The organism is Psychrobacter sp. 219-2-C, assembly GCF_049560815.1.
Lineage (GTDB): Bacteria > Pseudomonadota > Gammaproteobacteria > Pseudomonadales > Moraxellaceae > Psychrobacter > Psychrobacter faecalis.
Map to the genome: position 1 here is coordinate 744943 of NZ_CP186933.1, position 24821 is coordinate 769763.

Consider the following 24821-nt stretch of genomic DNA (forward strand, 5'->3'; position numbering starts at 1 on the left):
AACGCGCAGCATTAATTAATGGCGTGTCATATCATTTTTTGTGCTGAGACTGAACTTATAAAAAATAAGCCAACAGCGAAAAAATAATTATAAACTGGATAAAGCAAATGCTATGCCATACCAGTAATGGACTGCGTATGATGAGCGGCTCAGGGTCGCTAATATGGTTAGGATTGTGATTGTCAGGGTTAAAATCTTGTAAGAACTCGCCAATCGCTTGATAGCGAGCGTGGGGATTAGAATGCAGCGCACGCATTAATGCTTGCTGGCTGGCAGCGGGTACACGGTGCTGACGTAATAACTCAGTAGGTAGGGTCAATGTATGATTTTCCTGATGTGAATGCATTAACGCTTGTGAGCTAAATGGCAGCTCACCTGTTAGCAATTCATAGCCAATCACAGCTATGGAAAATAAATCAGAGTGCACACCTTTTGGTGCATCGGTGTAATATTCTGGTGCAACGTAGTGCAAATCCCCATTGGGAGGTCGCGTACTGTCTTTGAGTATAGATGAGCTGGCTGAACCGAAATCTATCAATTTGACCGCACCTGACGGTGTCAGTAGTATATTTTCAGGCTTGATATCTTGATGTAATAGATAGTTTCGATGCATCACCCGAACCGCCATACCAATCTTGGTGAGTAAGTCATAGGTCTGCCACACATCACAAGGCGCATGACGATCCATGAAATCTCTTAGACTCCCACCTTCAATATATTCGGTCAGATAATATAGATATGTACTGCTGGCTGGTATGGGGTAATAGCGCAGCAACCCTGATGAGCTAAGCGCTGAGCTCGCGTCTATATAGGGTTTTATGCCGCTGATGTCTGTGATGTCTGTGATGTCTGTGATGTCTGTAAAGTTTCGGTCGATAGATAGGGTGTTAGGATCCGCTTGATTATAGGCAGGCTCGCCTGCCCGTCTGTGCTTAGATAAGCTTAGGCCGATTTTACGCTCCTTTAAAAATTCGCGCAGATAATGACCATCGGCAATAGCACTAAGACTTGGTGACTTTAATACAAATGGATGATGGTTTTCATCTTCTACTAGATATACTTCGCTACGAGCAGTGCGGGCTATAATATGCTTGACGATAAAACCATCAATCCGCGCCCCAACTTCCAACCCCGTTAACAACTGATAACGATGGATATCATGAAGGCTAGGGTTTTCATAATCACTATTGTCCTTAGTATGAGCACTTTCGCCTGACCTAGAATTCTGCTCATTAAACGTCTGCTTATGGCGTGCTTGTATATTCATGCCCAGCATTATCATACTTAAGTTGTCATGACTGCCCTCATTAAACGCTTGCTGGCATATGCTTTGGCTGACACTAAGACTATTCATCGCCCAGTCAATAGAGCTATGCTCCGACGTATCTATCGTCTGATTCGGATGACATAGCGCCCTTACTGCTGTACATAACTCGAACTGAAGCTCGGGCGCTGCAATAGACTCATAAACACCATCGGTCATCAAGGCTAAACACTCATTTTGATGCAAGGTAAACACTGACTGCTGGAGATTGACCATCGTATCCGCGCCAATAGCGGCAGATAGCGCGCCTTTATCTTGCCCATGATGAATGCGATGGTCTTTAGTAAGTACTTCCATGCTATCAATACCAATACGGTAAATACGTGAGTCGCCTGTATGAAACAGATGAATACGGTCGCCGATACATAGCAGGCCTGACAAGGTCGATAATAGTGGTGGCACGCGCTCATAGACTTGCGGGAAATAGAGGGCATCGTTGGCTTTATGGACCGCCTCCCGAATCAATATTGCAATTTGATGGTCATCAAAGTCTATGGATGTTTCTTGACCATTGGCCTGTGTTTTATGGGCTGATTGCGCTTGGTTTTCTGCCAATACCATTTCTTGAAGTGCCTTATTTTTGAGTGCTAAGGTAAGATGGTGCGCGACAGTATTGACCACCAATTGACTGGCTTGTTTGGGAAACTGACAGGCACTGACGCCGTCTGCCATCAGCACCAATAAAGGTGCAGATGCGGCAAGCTTGTCATATGGTAAGCAGGTTGTGATTAGCAAGCTGTCTTGATTCTCGGATTTCCGCCCTTGCATGCTATGAAAATCAAGCTGCCACAGCGCCTCATTCATTTGCATATTTAGCTCACTTGTATTTGGGCAAAACTACCATCAGGCATCTCTTCGATGATGACACCTTCAGGTTCTTTTAAAAAGAACAGCGCAAAGAAGCCAATGACGGCGGTCGCTGCAATCACCATAAAGAACACCTGATAAGAGACCAGACTCAATACAGTTAAATAAACAACTGAACCAACATTCCCATAAGCACCAGTCATGCCAGCAAATTGTCCGGTCATGCTACGCTTGATCAGTGGAATGACAGCAAATACAGCGCCTTCACCCGCCTGCACAAAGAACGAGCAAAACATTGTGATGAATAGTGCCAAGGCAATCGGCCATGTTGAATCAACGATGCCCATTAATAGATAACCAACGGCTAAGCCTGCTGTCAAAATCAACAGCGTGATTTTGCGCCCAAACTTATCACTGAGCCAACCGCCGCCCGGTCGCGACATTAAATTCATAAATGCATAGCTTGAGGCCAAAACCCCTGCCATCACAATCGATAGGTTAAATGTCTCTTGATAAAAAAGTGGCAACATAGACACCACGGCAAGCTCTGAGCCAAAGGTCGCAAAGTATAAAACATTTAGGATGCCGACCTGCTTAAAATCATATTGATGCGCTTTTGGCACAGGAGTCGTAAACACCTCTTTATTAAAACGATAGCTACTGACGAACTCATAAATATATAAAACAACCAATCCGATGTATACGATATTGACACTCGACTGACTGAGTAAGCTGACGCCAGCAGGTGATAGCTTCCATGCCAGAAGCGCTAACGCCAAATACATTGGCAGCTTAAACGCCATCATTAGCCAAAAGTCGCCTGTTGAGGTTACCATCATGGCACCAGATTTTTTGGGTTTAAAATACGTGGCACCCTTGGGAGTATCACGTACCATCTTATAAAAAATCACACTATAGAGCATCATCACCACCCCAGAGGTGGCCGTCGCATAACGCCATCCTTCATCGCCACCAAACATAGCCGCAGCAATAATAGCTACTGTTGGCAACAGCAAGGCCGCAGCAGCAGAACCAAAATTACCCCAACCGCCATAAATACCTTCAGCCGTACCCAACTCGCTTGCAGGGAACCAATCACTCATGAGACGAATGCCCACCACAAACCCTGCGCCCACAAAGCCCAAAAAGAAACGAGACAATGCCAGCGTGTTGTAATCTTGCGCAAAGGCAAAGGTAAAACAGGGAATCGCTCCAATAGCCAAAATGGCGGTATAGACGAGGCGCGGACCAAAACGATCGGTCAGCATGCCAATAATGACTCGAGCGGGAATAGTCAAAGCAACGTTTAATATCAACAAGGTTTTGACTTGGTCTTTGGTCAAGCTCAAGGTCTCACCGATGGCAGATAAGAATGGTGCGTGGTTAAACCATACAAAAAAGGTCAGAAAAAAAGCCATCCATCCAAGATGGAGTATCTTATTCTTACCAGTAAAGGAGAGGATATTAAGCTTGTTTTTATTTGGTGCAGTAGGGCTCGGTGATGGCGATGACGACATAAGCGGTTTCCTTAAATAGTGAAATTTAGGGCCAACAGGGAAAGTCGAAGAACATATTGTATTGAACGAGCTAACCTGTTAGAGCATTTAAGGGGGTGCAATGGCTGTGCCAGCTGCCGCTATGAGCCGTGTTGTGAAGATAAAATTTACCTTTGATAAAAGCGTCTATACGTTGCTATAGATGACATCCAAGTAGCTTGGATAAATTACTCATACTCTAATAGCTATATGAAAATACTAACTTTATCGAGATAAATTTAAAATCCTCACTGCTATAAAAACAAACAAATTGGTGCATAGTTTTATCTATTTTGGTGCATCTATTTTTTATATCCTCACATTCAATGAGCGAAGACTGTCTTATTTATCATGCCTATTCATATACTCGAAAATACCACGCTGCCTTAGAAAGACACTGTCATTGACACAGGCTTTCTTCTGTAGTAATCAGCCTTTCGCTTAGAAATATGGTGCTATATAACGGTGCTTGGCACAGTTATTGAAGGTGTAATTGCTGTAAGCACTATTTAGATAAACGCATGACTAAGGATAATCACATGAGTAGCACTATAGTGAATAAGGCAGGTAAAACTAAGTTGGTAGTGATTGGCAACGGTATGGTTGGGCATCATTTTATTGAGCGCGCCATAGAAAAAGGCTTGCATGAGCAGTTTGAAATTCATGTGTTTGCTGAAGAAAACCGTCCTGCTTACGATCGGGTGTATTTATCGAGCTACTTTGAGCATAAAGATGTCAGCAAACTCAACTTGGTTGATTTGAGCACCTATGAATCAGCCCAGATTCAGCTGCATTTGAATCAATGTATTGTAGATATCGACACCACCAATCAATACATCACCACTAAAGCTGGCGAGCAAATTGAATATAGTGAGCTGGTACTGGCAACAGGCTCATATCCGTTTGTGCCACCGATTCCAGGACGAGAGCATCGACACTGTCATGTGTATCGCACCATTGCTGATTTGGACGACATTCTTGCCATTGCTGAGCAGCCCAAAGTAAAAAGAGGCGTGGTCGTGGGTGGAGGACTACTCGGGCTTGAAGCGGCAAAAGCACTGGTCACCTTAGGATTAGAGACTTATGTGGTAGAGTTTGCCCCGCAGTTGATGGGCGTACAGCTTGATGCGGCTGGCGGCGATATTTTGAAACGAAAAATTGAAGCGCTTGGCGTCAAAGTATTGACCGGTAAAAACACCCAAGCCATTATTGATAATACCGACGCCATACATAAAAACCTGAGCACCTTTAATGAGAACCCGTGCCAGCTGACCATGCAATTCACCGATGACACCTCGCTTGATACCGATATGATCGTCTTTAGTGCCGGTATTCGTCCACAAGACGGCATTATCAAAAACAACCCTAAGTGCGCTATTGAAATGGGTGCGCGCGGCGGTATTGTAATTAATGAGCAGTGCCGTACCACGTCCAAACATGTGTATGCTATTGGCGAATGCGCGGTATGGGATAATCAAGTATTTGGCTTAGTGGCACCTGGTTATAGCATGGCGAATATTTGTGCGGCGCAAATTGCCGGAGAACAAACGCAAACCTTTACAGGCGCTGATATGAGCACCAAGCTCAAACTGATGGGCGTGGATGTAGGCAGTATCGGTGACGCACATGGCAAAAGCGCAGACAGCTTGAGCTATTTATATCAAAATCCTGCGACAGGCATCTATAAAAAACTGGTCACAACGCCTGATAACAAGCGCTTGCTTGGCGCGGTATTGGTCGGTGATACCGAAGACTATAACAATCTATTACAGCTATACCTCAATGATGTCGACTTGCCTGCCCATCCTGAGAGCTTGATTTTACCGAACGTTGAAAAACCAGCAATGGGTATAGAGAACTTACCGGATAGCGCTACGATTTGCTCATGCTACAACGTCACCAAAGGCGATATTTGCACGGCGGTTGAGAACGGTGCGTACTCCATTGCCGAAGTAAAGTCTTGTACCAGTGCAGGTACAGGCTGTGGTGGCTGTGCTCCTATGGTGAAAGACACTTTAAGCTACCAGTTAACGACCCTTGGTTTTGAGGTCAATAACGACTTATGTGAGCACTTTGCTTATACCCGTCAAGAGATCTATAGCTTGATTCGTGTTCATGGTATTAGAACTTTTGATGCGCTACTGGAGGAGCATGGTAAAGGTCATGGCTGCGAGATTTGCAAACCTACGGTCGCCTCCATCTTGGCCTCATGCTGGAATGATTATGTGCTCAAGCCTGAACTGACACCGTTGCAAGACAGCAATGACTACTATCTGGGAAATATACAAAAAGATGGCACCTATTCGGTCGTACCTCGTGTGCCGGGTGGTGAAATCACTGCTGATAAGCTGATCATCCTTGGACAAGTCGCCAAAGAATTTAATCTATATACCAAAATTACGGGTGGTCAGCGCGTGGATTTATTTGGTGCACGTCTAGACCAACTACCTGATATCTGGACACAGTTGGTGCAAGCCGGTTTTGAGACTGGTCACGCTTATGGTAAGTCGTTAAGGACGGTTAAATCCTGCGTGGGTAATAACTGGTGTCGCTACGGTGTCGATGACAGTGTCGGCTTAGCACTAAGATTAGAAGACCGCTATAAAGGCGTGCGTTCACCGCACAAGATAAAAATGGGCGTGTCTGGATGTACACGCGAGTGTGCAGAGGCACAAAGCAAGGACTTTGGTATTATCGCCACCGAAAATGGTTGGAATTTATTTGTCTGTGGTAATGGCGGTATGACCCCGCGTCATGGCGAATTGTTTGCCACTGATCTTGATAGCGATACGGTCATCAAATACATCGACCGTATTATCATGTTTTATATCAAAACAGCAGATAAGCTCCAGCGTACCTCAAAATGGCGCGAGAGCTTAGATGGCGGATTGGCGTATTTACAAGCCGTCATTGTTGAAGACAGTTTAGGCATCGCTGATGAGCTAGAGGCGCAGATGCAACTGCTGATCGACAACTATGTGTGTGAGTGGAAAGCCACCATCACCGATAGCGAAAAGCTCAAACGCTTCCGTCACTTCGTCAATAGTGAACAAGGAGATGACAATGTGGTCTTTGTCACCGAGCGCGAGCAGATCCGCCCTGCGACCGATATTGAAAAAGCTAAAATCCTAGCGACTGAGCTGTCTTAATCACCGCTTAATAACTTTCGATCATACACCAATAAGGATAATCCAATGAACCAGTATGTAGTTTGTAGATTAGAAGACATTCTCCCTGAAACTGGTGTTTGCGCACTAATAGAGGGCAAACAAGTAGCAATTTTTCGTACTAAAGACAATAAACTATTCGCGCTTGATAACTATGATCCCTTTAGTCAGGCCAATGTATTATCTAGAGGGTTAGTGGGTGGTACTACTGTTACCAACGATGGTGGCATTGATGAAGCGGTGTTGTATGTGGCTTCACCTATTTATAAGCAGCGCTTTAACATTGCTACCGGTCAGTGCTTGGATGATAACAGTGTAATGCTTGCTACTTATGATGTTGAGCTTGATATTAGTTTTGAAGGTAATGATGTGATTATAAAATATGAGCAGTTAGAAACGTCATCTACGACACTACTCGAAATAGAGGCTGTCTAAGCTGTTGGTTTACATTTACATCTGTTTTAGTCAATACTCAATAGTTGATAGACAGTGGTTGATATAATATTCAAGATTGCATAATAATCTGAGATAGGCTTTGAAATTAAAACCTTCTCAGATTATTACCTGCTTTAGTCTCATCCCGATACAAGATACTCTTAGCTTCTGCTTTAAAATCCTGTGGATTCATTTCTGTCTGAGTGGTAATGTCAGGTTTCTGGCTGGCCTGTTTCTCTGAGTCACGGAATAAGGTATTCTGCGCCTCTTATCTAAAATCATGCTCACTAAGTGCTGTTTTAACTTTTATAGCCTTCATATTATTGATTTGCTCATCACCATTTTGCCTTTCATTTTTTGTCTCATCTCGTGGTGAAATGAAAGTAGGAATAGAATTAGGGTCGGTTGCTAAGTTTGTATTCATTTGCTTGGCAGATGCCCTATTCTGAGCAACTGACGTGCTGTTAACTCCTAATGGTACCTGAGAATTTTTTGAGAGTAAGTAATTGAAGGCAAATACGGCAAGCAAGAAGACAGCGCAAAAGATAGCCATGACACTGAGAAACTTGGCATAATTAAGCGACCTACTCTTTTTAGGTTTCTTTGTAGATTTAGCCGTGTCAGCGTAAAATGGAGAGGTTGATTGGTGAGCTGTGACTGTTTCGTTAGAATGAATGATATCTAAGGATTGATGGTTCTCGCTCTGCTTATGTAGCTTATGTACCATAGTCGCATCCGCTGCAGAATTTTCTAACGCTTTTTGCTTATCTTGCTGCTGCATGTAGCGCTCATAGGGCCGACGCATACGCTTTCGACCCTCGATATTCAAGATAACATCATCACTGTTAAGGCTACTGCTAGGCAGCTTATTAGCGATATCAGGATTTCCGTCATTACTTGAGGGGTTCATAAGTCAGTACCGTATCCATATATATGATGAGCGGTATATATCCGCGTCTTTATATGATGATACGTAACCTATGACACGATGCAATGATTTTTGGAATGAGCGTAAGAATTAACAGATAAACGGTATCAAAACACAAGCTCGTTGCTCAAAATCATTATTATCACAGCTTAATCGTTGGTCTCACGATACAAGGTACTTTGTGACTCTTCTCTAAAGTCCTCGTATGTAATGGCTGGCTCAGATGCCGATTCATTTTCTGAATCATCGATAGCGGCGGCTGGTTTACGATTAACGTCTTTGTTGTCGGTATTTACCACCTGAGGCTGAGTATTTACAGGCTGTTGCTTGCTGGCATCATTCGAAGTATTTGTTGCATTTGCGGTATTATTATCGCTGTTATTACTACTGTTTGTCGTGCCAGCGTTATCAGACGCTGCCACCTTAGATTTAGGTTCAGGTTCAGGCGCTGTGGTTGACGTTGATAAGACCCCCGTAAAGATAAGGGCTAGTACCACCGCAGCAATGAATAATGAGCCCACTATCATGCCAATAATGAGCGGTTTTTTGCTACTTGCCAGCTTTTTATTTTTTGAGAGGGTAAATGCGGTTGGACTTTGTACTACCAAACCGTCGTTATCTATGTTCTCATTAGTACTTTTAGAATCATGATCTTGAATGTTTTCATCGTTTTTAGAATGGTTTTTAGAAATGTGCTTGGCATCATCTAAAGAGTCTGTACTGGAAAAGGAGGCTTTTTCTTTTACCATAGCATCATGAGGTAGGTCAGCTTCATTGCTTGCTGTACCACTTACCTCTAGACGCTCATCTTCATCAAAGAAATTCAAATGAACGCCGGTACTTTTACTGCTCGTTCGCTGTAGGCTGCTCTCTGGTTGAAAATCCTCTTGCTGGCTGGCGAACAATTCTAGCTCTGCTGCGCTCAAAGGCTCGTATGAGGACAGTTTATCAGCGTTTTTTAGCGGTGCGAGCCTGCCGTTGCCGTTGCCGCTAATACTACTGGCTTGTTCGCCATCTTCATTGTCATTGCTGTCCACATTTTCGACACGCGTGATAAAGCGCTCATAGATATCGTTTTTACGCGAGCGTCTACGCGGCTTAGCATTAGCGATTTTAGCCAAATTTGCCTCTAGATCAGTGCTTTTCTTGCTTTTTTTGTCGCTCATGAAGAGATACCAGAACAGTGAATGCCACAAAAATTAGATGATTGCTAAAATTAAGGTATAAATGATTTTTTACGTTTTATCTATATAACTAATTTACATCAATTGTTTGCTAAATTGTAACACTATCGTTGCCACACAATATAGTGTGTCACTCCCTATCCTTCAAGTATAATTTTAGCTGGGTCGCTGCTATTTACATAAAATAGCTAACATATCTGATTAAATGAGCGTCATAAACAGGTGAGTATCATCATATGGATCTAAAACAGCTCAATGCCTTTATCGCTATCGCTGATCTTAAAAGCTTTAGCGCCGCTACTAGCAAGACGGGGTTGTCACAGCCGACGCTTAGCCGGTTGCTCAAGCAACTTGAAACCGATATGGGCGTAGAATTAATCGACCGCTATCATAGACCGCTCCACCTGACCGAAGCGGGCGCGTTTTTTTACGATAAAATCAGCACCATTCTGACAGAGATTGATACCGTCACCAGTATGACCCAGCGCTTATCGGCGCCAAGTGCGGCTTTAAATATTGGCTTTGTACCATCGGTGCTGTATGGGCTATTACCTGAGGTTATCGCCAAGCTAAAGCAGTCTCATCCTGATATTGAGGTCAATCTCAAGGACATCAGTTCCTATCAGCAAATTCACGCCTTAAAAAGCGGTGATATTGATATTGGCTTTGGGCGTTTTGCGCATCAAGATCCGTGGATTCAGCAAATACTATTGCGGCATGAGCGTTATCTGGTAGCACTGCCTAAAGCACATCCGCTCGCCGATAGCGATGAGCAGCGTCTGATTGACTTGGCAAATAACCGCTTGATTTTATACCATCAAACCCATCTGCCTATTTCGACGACCGCGATACCTATTAAGTCTTCTAACGATCAGCCTTCTTTTGAGCCAGTCACTGAGCCTTTGCTGCATTTATTTGCCCAATATGGTATTTCACCATTTATGACCACCACCGTCAGTGATTTACAAGTGGCGCTCGGTTTGGTTGCCGCGGGCGAAGGCATTACTTTAGTCCCTGCCAGCCTAAAAACGGTGCGTACTGAGCAAATCGTCTATCGTCGCCTATTGCATGAAAATGCTACCTCTCCTATCTACCTGCATACCCTTAAAGACTTTATCCATCCAAAAATCCCCGACTTACTTAGCGCGATTTATCAAGTCTATGAGCGCCGCGGTATCACTTATCGCAAGCAAAGTTTTGCCTCGCAAGGGTAAAGAGTATTAAAGTACATCGAAGCGCTTTAAATCGTTCGAAATGGCAGCTATCGGCAGCATATTGTGGTATAAAGAACCGGCAAAAAAATTGGCGCTAACCCTTGATATTCATAAACTATCATGCTAACCATCAAGAATAGGTATGCAAACTATTAGTAATAATAATTAAAATAATCCTTATCTTGCTCAGCAGCAGTATGCTAAAGTCGATACAAGATGAATCGTTTTATATTTATAGTTTAACTGCTATATATATCGTATAAACCATTTCTCTCATGATCACTGGCAAACTGACACAGGTAAGTGATGTTTTGCCGTTTTAACCATTTCGAGGTATTCATGACCACACAACCACTCAACACTCCAAGCGCCACCGACGATGGCGCAACTGGGTACGCTGTTCCCCAGCAAGAAGGATTTAGCTGGCGGATTTTTGGCCCCGGTATATTAATGGCGACTGCTGCTATCGGTGGCTCGCATCTGATTTCATCGACGCAGGCGGGCGCGCTATATGGCTGGCAGCTGGCGATTATGATTATTTTAGCCAACGTCTTTAAGTATCCGTTTTTTCGCTTCGGCACCGATTATGTTTATGATACGGGCGAGAGTTTGATCGCAGGCTATGCCAAACGCTCAAAGGCCTATCTTTGGATTTACTTTATTCTCTCCATCCTATCAGCGGTGATTAGTACGGGTGCGGTGTCCCTAATAGCAGCGGTTATCTTAGGCTTTATGCTGCCCGCCTCTGTTCAGCTCTCAACCATGAGCTTGTCGATGATTATCGTAGCAGTATCATGGTTCTTCTTGATTGCTGGTCACTATAAGCTGCTCGATGGCGTGACCAAGTGGATTATGATTGCCCTGACCACAGCAACTGTCGCCGCGGTGGTCATTGCCGCTGGCAAGCCAACTGTTATGGTGACAGATTTTGTCGCCGCATCTCCTTGGAATCTTGCGACCTTGGGTTTCATTGTCGCACTGATGGGCTGGATGCCAGCGCCACTTGAGTTTGCAGCGATTACCTCGATGTGGACGTCAGCCAAAAGAAAAACCGACAACACCACTCACCGCCAAGGTTTGTTAGACTTTAACGTTGGTTACGCAGTGTCGGCTATTTTAGCCCTGTTTTTCTTAGCGTTAGGTGTGTTCGTACAATATGGCTCGGGTCAAGAGATTGAACTGGTCGGCGGCGCTTATATCAATCAGCTGATTAACATGTATACCGCCACCATTGGCGAATGGTCACGCCTACTGGTCGCCTTCGTCGCCTTTATGTGCATGTTTGGCACCACGATTACCTGCGCTGATGGTTACGGCCGCGCCAATGCCGAATGCTGGCGTTTGATTAAAGGTCAAAGTGAGATTAATAAAAAACAAATCGCTTTTTGGACCACTTATGCGATTGGTGGCGGATTGGTGATTATCACTTTCTTTACCGGACAATTAGGGGTGATGCTTAAGTTTGCGATGATATCGGCGTTTGTCTCGGCGCCTATTTTTGGTTGGCTTAATTATTCATTGGTTAAAAACCATAAAAAACTATCAATGGGTATGAACGCTTTATCCATTGCAGGTCTGATATTCTTGGCAGGTTTTGCGCTCTTGTTCCTTGCTAACCTTGCAGGATTTATTGGTTAAGCAATATTTACCATTAAGATTCTATGATAGAAGTAAAAAAAGCCCTTTTAGCCCTGCTATGAGGGCTTTTTATTGTTAAGTGATTATTTTTTTAAGAGTTGACTGACAAAAAACCCAGCTATTTGTAACTAAATGTAAATTAATTAATATGGTAAAGATGACGACTTTAGTAATATGAATAACTATTATGATAAAGGTTTAAAAAATGGATATTACTATTCTACAATTGAATATATTTAATATAGGTAATCACTGTTTAAAGTAAATTTAATATAAGCTTGAGAAACACCGCTTTGCAGACATGGATAATTGGGTATAATCAAGCACAACAACTTTATCCTTCATCACACGATAAGATTACCCTCCACGTAAGGACGACGATATGACCTCTTCAGCTGGCGCTCGCTTTCGCAGTGCAATAAAACAAAAAAACGATAACAACCAACCATTACAAATTGTCGGCGCGATCAACGCTTATACGGCGATGATGGCAACCCAAGTCGGTCATCAAGCGCTATATCTCTCAGGTGCGGGCGTAGCCAATGCCTCATTTGGTCTGCCTGATCTAGGGATGACCAGCCTTGATAATGTCTTAGAAGACGCACGCCGTATTACTGATGCAGTTGAGACGCCGCTATTGGTCGATATCGACACTGGCTTCGGCGGTGCCTTCAATATCGCTCAAACCATTAAAAAAATGGAAAAAGCCGGCGTTGCAGCGGTGCATATCGAAGACCAAGTGGCGCAAAAACGCTGTGGACATCGCCCAAATAAAGAAATCGTTAGTATCTCTGAGATGGTTGATCGTTTAAAAGCGGCACTTGATGCCAAAACAGACAAAGACTTTGTGGTCATGGCTCGTACAGACGCCCTATCTGTTGAAGGGCTTGATGCAGCGGTTGAGCGCGCCGTTGCTTTCCAAGAGGCTGGTGCTGACATGATTTTTGCCGAAGCATTGACTGATATTGAGATGTATCGCAAATTTACTGATGTGCTTGATATTCCAGTGCTTGCCAATATGACTGAGTTTGGTCAAACCGACCTTTATACCACTGAGCAGTTATATGACGTTGGGGTTGATATGGCACTGTATCCCTTATCAGCGTTTCGTGCGATGAATAAAGCGGCACTAAACGTTTATCAGCATCTGCTTGATGATGGTACGCAAGAGAAAGTCGTCGATACCATGCAAACGCGTATGGAGCTTTATGACTTCTTAAACTATCATGAGTTTGAGCAAACGCTAGATAAGCTGTTTGCCAATAGTAAATAAGCATTAAGTCAACCATAAGCAAAATCATCTACCTTTGGTTTTGCTTATTCACTTTTAGTCATCTTTATTTTTTAACTCAAAAAGAGCTACCAACAAAAGGAATTTAACATGGCAGCACAGAACCAATCAACAAAAGTATTGTCAGGCGCAGGTCTACGTGGTCAGGTCGCGGGCAAGACGGCACTATCGACGGTCGGTAAATCAGGCTCAGGTCTAACCTATCGTGGTTATGATGTGTCAGAGTTGGCCGATAAATGCGTCTTTGAAGAAGTGGCTTATTTGCTACTTTATGGCAACTTGCCAACCCAAAGCGAGCTTGATGCTTATCAAGCCAAACTCAAAAAAATGCGTGGTTTACCGCAAGCATTAAAAGATGTCCTTGAGCGTATCCCAGCACAAGCGCATCCGATGGATGTACTGCGTACCGGTTGCTCGATGCTAGGTAACCTTGAGATGGAAACTGATTTCTCACAACAGAATGACAAAACCGACCGCATGCTGGCGGTTTTCCCGTCTATCATCAATTACTGGTATCGCTTTACTCATGATAACGTGCGTATCGAAACCGAGACCGATGATGACACCATTGGCGGTCATTTCTTACATCTGCTTAAAGGTGAAAAACCAAACGAGCTGCATACCAAAGTTATGAACGTATCGCTCATTCTTTATGCTGAGCATGAGTTTAACGCCTCAACCTTTACCGCGCGTGTTTGTGCCTCTACCCTATCTGATATCCACTCTTGTATCACTGGCGCGATTGGCTCATTACGTGGTCACTTGCATGGCGGCGCCAATGAAGCGGCGATGGATATGATTGAAGGCTTTACATCAGCCGACGAAGCTGAAGAAGAGATGATGGCAATGCTGGCCCGTAAAGACAAAATCATGGGCTTTGGTCATGCCATCTATAGCGAATCAGACCCACGTAACGTCGTTATTAAAGGCTGGGCGGAAAAGCTCGCTGCTGACGTTGGTGATGAGGTGCTATACCCAGTATCAGTACGCTGTGAAGAAGTGATGTGGCGCGAGAAAAAACTCTTCTGTAACGCCGATTTCTTCCATGCGTCTGCTTATCACTTTATGGGAATTCCAACCAAACTGTTCACGCCAATCTTTGTTTGCTCGCGCCTAACCGGCTGGGCGGCCCACGTTTTTGAACAGCGTGCCAATAACCGTATCATTCGCCCAAGTGCGGAATATACTGGTGAAGAGCTGCGCCCAGTACCAGAGATGAGTGCGCGTTAACTCGTCTTGAAATAACAATTTTTCTTAAAACAATATGTTTGTAGGGTGTGCTTCATCTTCATCTTCATTTTTAGTAAAACAGCTGAAGACACGCCCTACAACTCCCTACCTTCAATGTTTAAAAAATTAACGCTTAAAAGTTTTTTTAGCAAAGCTACTTTTTATTATTAAAAATGATTTTGCCAAACGAACTATTCTTTTCAATCCACATTGCAACCAGCCAACAGCCAAAGGTGACTTATGGACAACGCCCTCGTACAACCGATGAATGAACAATTTAAAAAACCATTACCCGATACTGATTTGTATTACTTTGACGCCCGTGAAGCGATTGAAAATATCGAAGCTGGCGCCTATGACAAACTACCGTTCTGCTCAAAAGTATTGTGTGAAAACTTGGTACGCCGCTGCCCACCAGAAGACTTAACCGCAGCCCTTAAGCAGCATATTGAAGGCAAGCAAGACCTCGATTTTCCGTGGTATCCTGCTCGCGTCGTCTGCCACGATATTTTAGGTCAGACCGCGTTTGTTGACTTGGCAGGTCTACGTGATGCCATCGCCGAGCAAGGCGGTGATCCATCAAAAGTAAACCCTATCGTACCGACTCAGCTTATTGTCGACCATTCACTAGCCGTTGAGCATGCAGGCTTTGAAGAAAACGCTTTTGAGAAAAACCGCGCCATCGAAGAGCGCCGTAACGATGACCGTTTTCACTTTATCAACTGGTGCCAGTACGCTTTTGATAACGTCAACGTCGTACCGCCCGGTAACGGAATTATGCATCAAATCAACCTAGAAAAAATGTCACCGGTCGTGCAAGTGGTACAAAACAAAGCCGGTGAACAAGTGGCGTTTGCCGACACTTTGGTTGGTACGGATAGCCATACGCCGATGGTTGATGCTTTGGGTGTGATTTCAATCGGTGTTGGCGGGCTTGAAGCGGAGAGCGTCATGCTAGGTAATCCATCTTATATGCGCCTGCCAGATTATGTTGGGGTCAAATTAACCGGTAAATTGCAAAAAGGCATTACTGGTACCGATTTGGTATTGGCGATGACCGAGTTCTTGCGTGATGCAGGCGTAGTCTCTACTTATATCGAATTCTTCGGTGAAGGGGCACGCCAATTAAGCGTTGGTGATCGTGCGTCTATCTCAAACATGACCCCAGAATATGGTGCAACCGCCGCGATGTTCTATATCGATGAGCAAACCATTGACTATTTGCGTCTAACGGGCCGTAGTGAAGAACAAATCAAACTGGTTGAGCAGTATGCTAAGCAAACCGGTCTGTGGGCTGACGGTATGGAAAATGCCGTTTATCCACGCGTTCTTGAGTTTGATTTATCAAAAGTCGTTCGTAACATGGCAGGTCCTTCGCGTCCGCATGCGCGCGTTTCAACCACAGACTTGGTTGCGAAAGGCATTGCTCATGGAGAAAATGAGAAATTACCTGAACCGAAAGATGGCTTAATGCCAGATGGCGCCGTGATTATCGCTGCGATTACCAGCTGTACCAATACGTCTAACCCGCGCAATATGGTTGCTGCTGGTCTTGTCGCCCGTAATGCGAATAAAAAAGGTTTACTGCGTAAGCCTTGGGTAAAATCGTCATTAGCACCCGGCTCAAAAACGGTCAAGATGTACTTAGAAGAAGCTGGCCTGATGCCTGAGCTACAAGAAATCGGCTTTGACGTGGTTGGCTTTGCTTGTACTACCTGTAACGGTATGAGTGGCGCGCTAGATCCTGATATCCAGCAAGAAATCATCGACCGTGACCTATTTACCACCGCGGTACTATCTGGCAACCGTAACTTTGATGGTCGTATCCACCCGTATGCTAAGCAAGCGTTTTTAGCGTCACCGCCATTAGTGATTGCCTACGCTATCGCCGGTAACATTCGCTTTGATATCGAAAAAGACTCGTTAGGTAAAGATCAAGATGGCAATGACGTGTATTTAAAAGACATCTGGTTTGATGACGATGAAGTTGATGCTATCGTCGCGGCAGCCGTGAAGCCTGAGCAATTTAACGCCGTTTATATCCCGATGTTCGATGAAGCCAAAAAAGATACCAGCAAAGCGCTAAGCCCACTGTATGACTGGCGCGAGATGACCACTTATATCCGTCGTCCGCCGTATTGGGAAGGCAAAATGGCGGCGATGAATAAGCTAAAAGGTATGCGTCCACTGGCGGTGCTTGGCGATAATATCACCACTGACCATTTGTCACCGTCTAACGCGATTTTGGGCGATTCGGCTGCTGGCGAGTACCTTGATACCATGGGCCTGCCTGCGGAAGACTATAACTCTTATGCGACTCATCGCGGCGATCACTTAACGGCGCAGCGTGCGACCTTTGCCAACCCTAAATTGCTCAATGAGATGGTACGCGACGAGAACGGTGACGTGATTCAAGGGTCACTTGCTAGAGTAGAGCCAGAAGGTCAGGTCATGCGCATGTGGGAAGCGATTGAAACCTATATGAACCGCGAGCAACCGCTGATCATCATCGCCGGCGACGGCTATGGTCAAGGCTCAAGCCGTGACTGGGCTGCCAAAGGTGTACGTCTGGCTGGCGTTGAAGTCGTGGTTGCAGAAGATTTTGAACGTATCCATCGTCAAAACTTGGTCGGTATGGGCGCGCTCCCCTTGCAGTTTAAAGAAGGGGTCAATCGCAATACCTTAAATATCGATGGTACTGAAATATTCGATATCGAAGGCGAAGTATCTGCTCGTGGTGAGATGACGTTAGTGATTCATCGTAAAGACGGCACCGTCGATAAAGCACCTGTTATCTGCCGTTTAGATACCGCTGATGAAGTCAAAATGTATAACGCTGGCGGTATGCTACAACGCTTTGCCAAAGAGTTTATCGATGGCACGCTAGATATTGCGTAATCCGCATGGATTTTGAGTAATCAAAGAGCCGATGTTGTATAAATTATACGGCATCGGCTTTTTAATCTTTAGATATGAAAAATAATGAGCCTAGTGCTTTATAACGAGCATTAAAGTATTAATTTAACGTCCCGATAAAAGTTCTCATGTAGGCCAAACATTAACAAGGTAAGGACAAGTTGACCATCATCGATTTGATAAGCCAATAATGTTAACTGCTTTAGCATTTTAAACTTATAAATTCGTACTGATGATAAGTCACCTACCTTTTGCACACCTATATCAGGATGGTCAATGATGGCACGTACAGCATCATCTAAATCAGCTTTCTGATTATTGTGCAATTTTTTAACGGCTTTTTTAAAACTATGCGATTGAATAATACTTAAAGACTGAGTCATTGTTTATCCAAAGTAAACTATCCAAATTCGTAGGGTTCAACCATACCAGCATCAACTTCTGCTTGCGCAATCAAAAGCTGACGAACAAATTCGTAAGACAGATCAGGGTTGTCTTCCATAATTTGTCCAATGGTAGCCCAATGCTCTATTTGCTTTGGCGGGGTACGATGTTGTGCTTTAGATATCGCATAGGCTTTATCAACCAGCGCCTTGTTAAGACGTATGCTTGCAGTGGACATAACTTTCTCCATATTCAAAATATTAATCCTTGTGGTATTTTACCACAAAAATAGTGTATTAACGACTCTCATCCTCATAAACAGATATAAGGAATAAGAAATGACCCAATCAACTTTAGAAAACACACCAAAATTTGCCCCACAAATCTCCGTCCCTGCCACTTATATGCGCGGCGGCACCTCAAAAGGCATTTTCTTTAAATTAACAGATTTACCAGAGCGTTGCCAAGTTGCTGGCAAGGCGCGCGATAATTTCCTTTTGCGGGTCATTGGTAGTCCTGATCCTTATGGCAAGCAAATTGACGGCTTGGGTAATGGTAGCTCTAGCACTTCAAAGACGGTGATTTTATCTAAAGCCAAGCAAGCAGATCACGATGTCAATTACTTGTTTGGACAAGTCAATATCGCCAAACCTATGATAGATTGGGCGGGAAATTGCGGTAATTTAACCGCAGCAGTTGGTGCTTGTGCTATCAATATGGGCTTAGTTGATGCTGATAAAGTTACTAATAGTATTGATGACAGTAGTGAGAGTGGCATTTGCGAAGTACGCATTTGGCAAGAAAATATCAGTAAAACCATTATCGCTCATGTGCCTGTTTACTTAGATGCGCAAGGCAAGGTACAAGTGCAAGAAACCGGCGATTTTGAATTAGACGGTGTGACCTTTCCTGCTGCCGAAGTAAAGATTGAATTTATCGACCCGGTAGATTCATCAAGCGATATGTTCCCCACGGGCAACCTAATCGATGATTTTGATGTGTCTGGCTGTGGTCTAAATACCGATAGCGTCAAGGCCACCTTTATCAGTGCCGGTATCCCAACTATCTTTATGAAAAGCGCTGATTTAGGCTTTACTGGTACGGAACTGCAAGGCGACATCAATAGTAATAGCGAAACCTTAGCTAAGTTAGAGGAAATCCGTGCCAAAGGCGGCGTTGCGATGGGGTTATTTAAAGACGTCAGTGAAGCACAAAGTAGTCAACATATTCCAAAGATTGCTTGGGTTGCCCCTGCACAAAGTTATAGCGCCTCAAGTGGCAAAGCCGTTGATGCAGCAGACATTGACTTAGTCGTACGCGCGATGAGTATGGGACAATTACATCATGCGATGATGGGTACGGCAGCGGTGGCGATTGCCGCAGCAGCGACCACACAGGGTACACTGGTCAATGAAGCAGCTGGTGGTAGCGAATTAGGTGAAGTGCGCTTTGGGCATCCATCAGGAACGCTACTCGTCGGCGGTAAAACCGAACGCGTGAACGGACGCTGGCAAGCCAAAAAAGTCTCCATGAGCCGCTCTGCTCGCCGTATTATGGTTGGTGAAGTTTTTGTACCAGCGGATGCTTTTTAATAACGACAATTTTTAGGAAACGAACTTAAAAGAAAATTAAAGGTAACAAGGTTTAAGATACTGCTTAAAGTCTTTATACTGGTGGTCGCTTATTATTATGAATAATAAGCAGTTAATACATGCCAATATCAAATTAAATAGCGCCTTAACCCTATGAGTACTCCGCCACGCCGTGTTCCTTTAGACATCAAGCCGCCCACCAAAAAAAAGGAACGGGGGGCTTTGCTGTGGTCGATTTTAAAAAGGCTCGGAGAGTTTGCAAGACCCTATCGCGGGCTTTTTATTTTAACCTTAATATTGACAGTGCTTGGGTCGTTTACCGCGCAGGTGAATGCCTTTGTCTTGCAATATACCATCGATACTTTGACCAATATTGTTGGTTTACCTGACCCATGGGTAGAAGGTATAAAATTACTGACGCTCATTAGCGTGATTTTATTGGTGAAAGAAGTCCTTAACGTCATCATTACCTTTGGTCAGCGCTATTTTGGTGAGCGTATCCGTATTAACCTATCGCGTGATTTGTCACAAAAGGTAGTTGACCGTATTTTGTCTTACAAAATGGCGTTTTATACCAGCGACGAGAACGCCAGCGGTAAGCTGCAAACCCGCATTGATTTGGGGGTCAGCAGTCTCACGCAATTGGTACAAAACTTCTTTATTGACATGCTGCCGCTGTTTGCCAGTGCTATCGTGTCATTAATCATTATGTTTAACGCCAATTTTTGGGTCGGTATGGTCGGTTTGATTATTGTGCCGATTTACTTTTTTGTCAGTCAGCGCCAAGCCAACCGTCTGCAAGGGTTTCGCAAACAAATGCGCCAATATCGCGAGACCAAAAGCGGCTTGGTGATTTCGATTATTGACTCTATCACGGTGATTAAATCCTTTGTGCGCGAGTCGATTGAGTCCGGTAAGCATTGGGACATCCAAAAGGATATGACCGCCAATCAGCTACGTATTCGCAGTATTGCGTTTATGTATAACGCTGGCAAAACCTTTATCGAGCAAATCGGCGTGGTGGCAATTATTGTCCTAACCTCATATTTTGTGCTCAACGGACAGATGACCATTGGCGCCATTATGTTCCATATCCTACTGTTTCAAAACGTCGCGGCTCCCATTCGCGAATTGCACCGTATTTACGACCAGATTAATAATGCCCTCACCTATGCCGAAGGTTTTTTTGATATCTTGGACGATGACCAAGCAATTGAAAACGAAGGTAAAGTCAAATGCACCGATTTAAAAGGCCATATTGAGCTAAAAGATGTCAATTTCTCCTACCCCAATGGTAAGCAGGCGCTGCATGATGTGAGCTTTAATATTCATCCCAATCGTATCACCGCTTTGGTTGGGCTCAGTGGCGCGGGTAAAAGCACGATTATTAATTTATTGGTCAAGTTTTATGACCCAAGTAGCGGCACCATTTGTCTCGATGGGCGTAATTTAGAGGACTACAGCACCCATGACTTGCGTGAGCAAATCGGTTTGGTGCTACAAAAGAACCATATTTTCTCAGGGACGATCGCCGACAACATTCGTTACGGGGCGATGGATGCCACCGATGAGGAGATTGTCGACGCCGCCAAACAAGCCTCTATTCATGAGCAAGTCGTTGGTATGCCTGAAGGCTATGACAGTGAAGCCAAACTACTCTCCGGCGGTCAGCAGCAGCGTATCGCGCTGGCACGGATGTTTTTAAAAAACCCACCGATCGTATTTTTGGATGAACCAACGGCCAGCCTTGACGCTATTGCCACCCAGCAAATTAAGCACAGCTTGGATTTAATCAAAAAAGACCGTACGGTGATCATTGTCTCGCACAATATCTCACAAATTATTGACGCCGATGACTTGGTGGTGATTGAAAATGGCCGTGTGATGGAGACTGGCACGCATGAGGAGCTTTATGCCAATCACGATAAATACTATGAGATATTCAATGCCATGTCCGATAGTTTGAATTTAGATAAAATCAGTCAAACCTTAAATAGTTAATGCGGGGCGAAATCGTTATAATGCTCAGTCTTTAAGACATTAAAAAACCCTTTAAATCGTTAAAAGCTAGCCGACTATGACCTGTGAATTTTCTATAAAAACCTTTGATGAGCTGACTACCGTTGATGTTTACCATATTTTAAAAGCGCGCTCACAAGTATTTGTGGTCGAGCAAAATTGCCCGTATCAAGATATGGACGAGGTCGATTTTGATTGTCTGCATCTGGTCGCTCATCAAAATGAAGCCTTGATTGGCTATTGCCGCATTATCCCGCCGCAATTTAATCATAAAAGACCCTCGGTTAACCCGTCAGGTCCGATACCAGCGATCGGCAGGGTTTTGGTGCTAGCAGAGCATCGCGGCTATGGCGTTGCCCGTCAAATGATGCTTGAAGCCATCAAATACTGCCGTAAAAAGTATGGTAAAAAAACCATCATCATCTCCGCGCAGACTTATTTGCTAAACTTTTACGAATCACTTGGATTTATCGTTGAAGGTGAACGCTACCTTGAAGACGGTATCGAGCATGTCACCATGGTTTTACCTGTCATTAAAAAAGTAAAGGTGAAAAAAGAAAGCTCGGGAATGGTGAGTAGTATTCTCAGTTTTTTACTCTTGATACTGGCACTTTTATTCATTGTCGGTTTGGTTTATCTCATGGTGTAACTCATGAAACGATAAAACAGTCTTACACGACTTCACTGTTGTTCGATATTGAGTATGTTATTTTTGTTACATCACTGATTGATGAATCATGTCGCTTATCAATCGCTCCAATATTGGACTCAAGGAAGAGGTAACGATTATGTCTACGACTCAAAACGCTACGGTAGAGAGCAATGTCCGTCCAGAGTATGACGATGAGATTCAAAAAATCGCCGACTATGTGCTTAATTACTCTATCGATAACGACTCGCCCAATAGTGCCGATGCTTGGAATACTGCTCGCCACTGTCTGATGGACACCCTAGGCTGCGGACTGCTGGCACTGCGTTTTCCTGAATGTACCAAACATCTCGGACCCGATTGCGCCGATCAAATCACTCCCAACGGCGCGCGCGTCCCTGGTACGCCTCATAGACTCGACCCCATTAAAGCCGCTTTTGATATTGGCTGTATGGTGCGCTGGCTTGATTATAATGATACGTGGCTTGCGGCCGAATGGGGACATCCCTCAGACAACTTAGGCGGAATTTTGGCAGTGGCGGACTATATCAGTCAGCAAAACGTCAGCCAAAATAAAGCACCGCTCACCATGCGCGACGTATTAGAAGCGATGATTATGGCGCATGAGATTCAAGGCGTACTTGCTTTAGACAATTCATTTAATCGCGTGGGTCTAGACCATGTATTCCTAGTCAAACTCGCCTCAACGGCGGTGGTCGCCAAACTCTATAAATTACCATGCGAGCGCATCATGGCGGCGATCTCGCAAGCGATTGTCGATGGTCAAGCGCTGCGTACTTATCGTCATGCGCCAAACGCTGGTAGCCGTAAGTCATGGGCGGCAGGTGATGCCACCAGTCGTGCGGTACGCTTGGTCGATATCACCCGCCGCGGCGAAATGGGCATTCCGGGAGCATTAACCGCGCCGCAATGGGGGTTTTATGATGTGTTGTTTAGCCATACCAATAAAGACCTAGCACTCAAACCTGCAGGCGAGTGCCGTTTTACCTTTCAGCGCGAGTTTGGCAGCTATGTGATGGAAAATATCTTATTTAAGATAAGCTTTCCTGCCGAATTTCATGCCCAAACCGCTTGTGAAGCAGCGGTTATCTTGCATCCTATGGTTGACGATAGGATCGATGATATTGAAAAAGTCGTCCTGACCACGCATGATTCAGCGATTCGAATTATCTCCAAAGAAGGCGCACTTGCCAATCCTGCCGATCGTGATCATTGTTTGCAATATATGGTTGCCGTGCCTTTATTGACGGGCGACTTGATGGCAGAGAACTATGAAGATGATTATCACGAGCAGCATCATATTTTGATTGATGGGCTGCGCCGTAAAATGGTCGTCGTCGAAGATCCCAATTATTCAAAAGATTATCACGACCCAAGCAAACGCTCGATTGCCAATGCCATTCAGATATTCTTTAAAGATGGCAGCAGTACCGATAAAGTCGCTGTCGAATATCCTATTGGTCATAAGCGCCGCCGTGCAGAAGGTATCCCCGTATTAGAAGCGAAGTTCCGAGCAAGCTTGGCAACGCGCTTTATTGACAGTCGCTGCGCGGATATTTTTGCCTTGTGTGATGATCAGAAGCGCTTAGAGCAAACCCCAGTCAATGAGTTTATGGATTTATTTGTCGCTAATTAATGTTAAAGCGTATAAATAGTTCAGCGCGTTTTTGTTTTTATAAATTGGGTTTTTACCAATTTTTTACCAGCCTTTTACCAAGCTATCGACTCACCTGCCCAATCGACAAAACAACCAGATTGGGCGGCAGTCATCCTATCAAGCACTTCTAGTAAACGCTCGGCGCTATAAGCTGGCGAGAACAGTTTTTCGTCAGCCACATTGCCCTGAAAAGGCGATGATAACTGGGTATCGACGGTGCCTGGTTGCATGACGACCACGCAGACATCCTTTAGCGACCGACTCCATTCAATGCTCAAATTCTTCATACCCATATTTAGTGCCGCTTTACTCATACGGTAGCTGTACCAACCGCCAAGCTGATTGTCGCTAATACTACCAACCCGAGCCGATATGGTCGCAAAAATCGCCGGTGCGTTCGTACTGCGCTCAGCTTTTGCCAGTAGGGGCTTGATATGCTTAGCAATCAGCAGGCTGGCTAAGGCGTTAATCTGCATATTCTGTAAAAAGAAGTCCGTCTCCAATTGTCGTAGCGCTTTTTCTGGTTGATTATGCGGCGTATGTAATAGCCCCACACAGTTAATCACCCAATCAATATGAGTGGTTTGCTGCTTAATATCAGCAGTGGCTTGTTCAATACTTTTCTCATCGCTGACATCCATCGGTAACCAATACAAATTATCAGCCGTAAAATTAGGCTGATTTGCATGATAAGTGGCAAATATTTTTCCACTGCTTTTATTATTAGCACTTAACTCTATCAGCTGTTTAACCATCGCTTTACCGATACCACCGCTAGCGCCAATGATTAAATAGTTTTTTTGATTCACAAAGCACTCCTTATTATTATA

18 protein-coding genes are annotated in these 24821 nt (G+C 44.3%); 11 read left to right on the forward strand and 7 right to left on the reverse strand.

What is annotated here, in order from left to right; translation table 11 throughout:
* Nucleotides 1-55: 55 nt before the first annotated feature.
* On the reverse strand, nt 56-2134 hold the full coding sequence (locus ACPEGP_RS03005; RefSeq protein WP_423813887.1) for a protein kinase domain-containing protein: 2079 nt from the start codon (nt 2132-2134) through the stop codon (nt 56-58).
* Between the two features lie 2 nt (nt 2135-2136).
* Nucleotides 2137-3648 (reverse strand): NarK family nitrate/nitrite MFS transporter, encoded by a 1512-nt coding sequence (locus tag ACPEGP_RS03010; protein ID WP_423813888.1) that lies wholly within the window; start codon nt 3646-3648, stop codon nt 2137-2139.
* Between the two features lie 557 nt (nt 3649-4205).
* On the opposite strand from ACPEGP_RS03010, the gene nirB reads away from it, so the two are divergent.
* Entirely contained in the window at nt 4206-6815 is a 2610-nt protein-coding gene (gene nirB, locus ACPEGP_RS03015) for a nitrite reductase large subunit NirB (RefSeq protein WP_423813889.1), read from the forward strand.
* Nucleotides 6816-6860: 45 nt separating this feature from the next.
* Nucleotides 6861-7268, forward strand: a complete 408-nt coding sequence (gene nirD / locus ACPEGP_RS03020) for a nitrite reductase small subunit NirD (protein WP_068408020.1) — start codon at nt 6861-6863, stop codon at nt 7266-7268.
* A gap of 268 nt (nt 7269-7536) precedes the next feature.
* Here nirD and ACPEGP_RS03025 read toward each other — a convergent pair whose 3' ends face one another.
* Complete coding sequence (locus tag ACPEGP_RS03025; protein ID WP_201590746.1) at nt 7537-8178, reverse strand: hypothetical protein; 642 nt, start codon at nt 8176-8178, stop codon at nt 7537-7539.
* 167 nt (nt 8179-8345) lie between these two features.
* On the reverse strand, nt 8346-9362 hold the full coding sequence (locus tag ACPEGP_RS03030) for a hypothetical protein (RefSeq protein WP_423813890.1): 1017 nt from the start codon (nt 9360-9362) through the stop codon (nt 8346-8348).
* A gap of 254 nt (nt 9363-9616) precedes the next feature.
* Between ACPEGP_RS03030 and ACPEGP_RS03035 the strand changes: the two genes are divergently transcribed.
* From ACPEGP_RS03035 to acnD, 5 genes are all read left to right on the forward strand, one after another.
* Nucleotides 9617-10594: a LysR substrate-binding domain-containing protein gene (locus ACPEGP_RS03035; protein WP_144297894.1), complete on the forward strand. Its 978-nt coding sequence runs from the start codon at nt 9617-9619 to the stop codon at nt 10592-10594.
* Between the two features lie 339 nt (nt 10595-10933).
* Nucleotides 10934-12232, forward strand: coding sequence for an NRAMP family divalent metal transporter (locus tag ACPEGP_RS03040; RefSeq protein WP_404814810.1), 1299 nt, complete (start codon nt 10934-10936; stop codon nt 12230-12232).
* Between the two features lie 382 nt (nt 12233-12614).
* Nucleotides 12615-13505, forward strand: a complete 891-nt coding sequence (gene prpB, locus ACPEGP_RS03045) for a methylisocitrate lyase (protein WP_423813891.1) — start codon at nt 12615-12617, stop codon at nt 13503-13505.
* 108 nt (nt 13506-13613) lie between these two features.
* Nucleotides 13614-14753 (forward strand): bifunctional 2-methylcitrate synthase/citrate synthase, encoded by a 1140-nt coding sequence (prpC, locus tag ACPEGP_RS03050; RefSeq protein ID WP_423813892.1) that lies wholly within the window; start codon nt 13614-13616, stop codon nt 14751-14753.
* Between the two features lie 240 nt (nt 14754-14993).
* The gene (acnD, locus tag ACPEGP_RS03055; protein ID WP_423813893.1) at nt 14994-17651 is read left to right on the forward strand and encodes a Fe/S-dependent 2-methylisocitrate dehydratase AcnD; all 2658 of its coding nucleotides are present in this window, start codon (nt 14994-14996) and stop codon (nt 17649-17651) included.
* A 110-nt stretch (nt 17652-17761) separates the two neighbouring features.
* Here acnD and ACPEGP_RS03060 read toward each other — a convergent pair whose 3' ends face one another.
* Complete coding sequence (locus tag ACPEGP_RS03060; RefSeq protein WP_423813894.1) at nt 17762-18052, reverse strand: type II toxin-antitoxin system RelE/ParE family toxin; 291 nt, start codon at nt 18050-18052, stop codon at nt 17762-17764.
* 17 nt (nt 18053-18069) lie between these two features.
* Nucleotides 18070-18291 carry a TA system antitoxin ParD family protein gene (locus ACPEGP_RS03065; protein WP_068404729.1) on the reverse strand — a complete coding sequence of 74 codons (222 nt, stop codon included), beginning with the start codon at nt 18289-18291 and terminating at the stop codon, nt 18070-18072.
* A gap of 100 nt (nt 18292-18391) precedes the next feature.
* On the opposite strand from ACPEGP_RS03065, the gene prpF reads away from it, so the two are divergent.
* The 4 genes from prpF to ACPEGP_RS03085 all read left to right on the forward strand — a co-directional run bounded on the left by prpF (nt 18392) and on the right by ACPEGP_RS03085 (nt 23970).
* Nucleotides 18392-19645 carry a 2-methylaconitate cis-trans isomerase PrpF gene (prpF, locus tag ACPEGP_RS03070; RefSeq protein ID WP_423813895.1) on the forward strand — a complete coding sequence of 418 codons (1254 nt, stop codon included), beginning with the start codon at nt 18392-18394 and terminating at the stop codon, nt 19643-19645.
* A gap of 153 nt (nt 19646-19798) precedes the next feature.
* On the forward strand, nt 19799-21646 hold the full coding sequence (locus ACPEGP_RS03075; protein ID WP_423813896.1) for an ABC transporter ATP-binding protein: 1848 nt from the start codon (nt 19799-19801) through the stop codon (nt 21644-21646).
* 76 nt (nt 21647-21722) lie between these two features.
* A complete protein-coding gene (locus ACPEGP_RS03080) occupies nt 21723-22313 on the forward strand; it encodes a GNAT family N-acetyltransferase (RefSeq protein WP_144297901.1) in 591 nt (196 codons plus the stop codon).
* 139 nt (nt 22314-22452) lie between these two features.
* A complete protein-coding gene (locus tag ACPEGP_RS03085; RefSeq protein ID WP_423813897.1) occupies nt 22453-23970 on the forward strand; it encodes a bifunctional 2-methylcitrate dehydratase/aconitate hydratase in 1518 nt (505 codons plus the stop codon).
* 74 nt (nt 23971-24044) lie between these two features.
* On the opposite strand, the gene ACPEGP_RS03090 is transcribed toward ACPEGP_RS03085, so the two are convergent.
* On the reverse strand, nt 24045-24800 hold the full coding sequence (locus ACPEGP_RS03090; RefSeq protein WP_423813898.1) for an SDR family oxidoreductase: 756 nt from the start codon (nt 24798-24800) through the stop codon (nt 24045-24047).
* Between the last annotated feature and the right edge of the window lie 21 nt (nt 24801-24821).

Coding starts and splice junctions, on each gene's coding strand:
- ACPEGP_RS03010 (WP_423813888.1), bottom strand. CDS start 3,648: ATGTCGTCATCGCCATCACCGAGCCCTACTGCACCAAATAAAAACAAG.
- ACPEGP_RS03025 (WP_201590746.1), bottom strand. CDS start 8,178: ATGAACCCCTCAAGTAATGACGGAAATCCTGATATCGCTAATAAGCTG.
- prpF (WP_423813895.1), top strand. CDS start 18,392: ATGACCCAATCAACTTTAGAAAACACACCAAAATTTGCCCCACAAATC.
- ACPEGP_RS03065 (WP_068404729.1), bottom strand. CDS start 18,291: ATGTCCACTGCAAGCATACGTCTTAACAAGGCGCTGGTTGATAAAGCC.
- ACPEGP_RS03085 (WP_423813897.1), top strand. CDS start 22,453: ATGTCTACGACTCAAAACGCTACGGTAGAGAGCAATGTCCGTCCAGAG.
- prpC (WP_423813892.1), top strand. CDS start 13,614: ATGGCAGCACAGAACCAATCAACAAAAGTATTGTCAGGCGCAGGTCTA.
- nirD (WP_068408020.1), top strand. CDS start 6,861: ATGAACCAGTATGTAGTTTGTAGATTAGAAGACATTCTCCCTGAAACT.
- prpB (WP_423813891.1), top strand. CDS start 12,615: ATGACCTCTTCAGCTGGCGCTCGCTTTCGCAGTGCAATAAAACAAAAA.
- ACPEGP_RS03075 (WP_423813896.1), top strand. CDS start 19,799: ATGAGTACTCCGCCACGCCGTGTTCCTTTAGACATCAAGCCGCCCACC.
- ACPEGP_RS03040 (WP_404814810.1), top strand. CDS start 10,934: ATGACCACACAACCACTCAACACTCCAAGCGCCACCGACGATGGCGCA.
- ACPEGP_RS03080 (WP_144297901.1), top strand. CDS start 21,723: ATGACCTGTGAATTTTCTATAAAAACCTTTGATGAGCTGACTACCGTT.
- ACPEGP_RS03005 (WP_423813887.1), bottom strand. CDS start 2,134: ATGCAAATGAATGAGGCGCTGTGGCAGCTTGATTTTCATAGCATGCAA.
- ACPEGP_RS03035 (WP_144297894.1), top strand. CDS start 9,617: ATGGATCTAAAACAGCTCAATGCCTTTATCGCTATCGCTGATCTTAAA.
- ACPEGP_RS03060 (WP_423813894.1), bottom strand. CDS start 18,052: ATGACTCAGTCTTTAAGTATTATTCAATCGCATAGTTTTAAAAAAGCC.
- ACPEGP_RS03030 (WP_423813890.1), bottom strand. CDS start 9,362: ATGAGCGACAAAAAAAGCAAGAAAAGCACTGATCTAGAGGCAAATTTG.
- acnD (WP_423813893.1), top strand. CDS start 14,994: ATGGACAACGCCCTCGTACAACCGATGAATGAACAATTTAAAAAACCA.
- nirB (WP_423813889.1), top strand. CDS start 4,206: ATGAGTAGCACTATAGTGAATAAGGCAGGTAAAACTAAGTTGGTAGTG.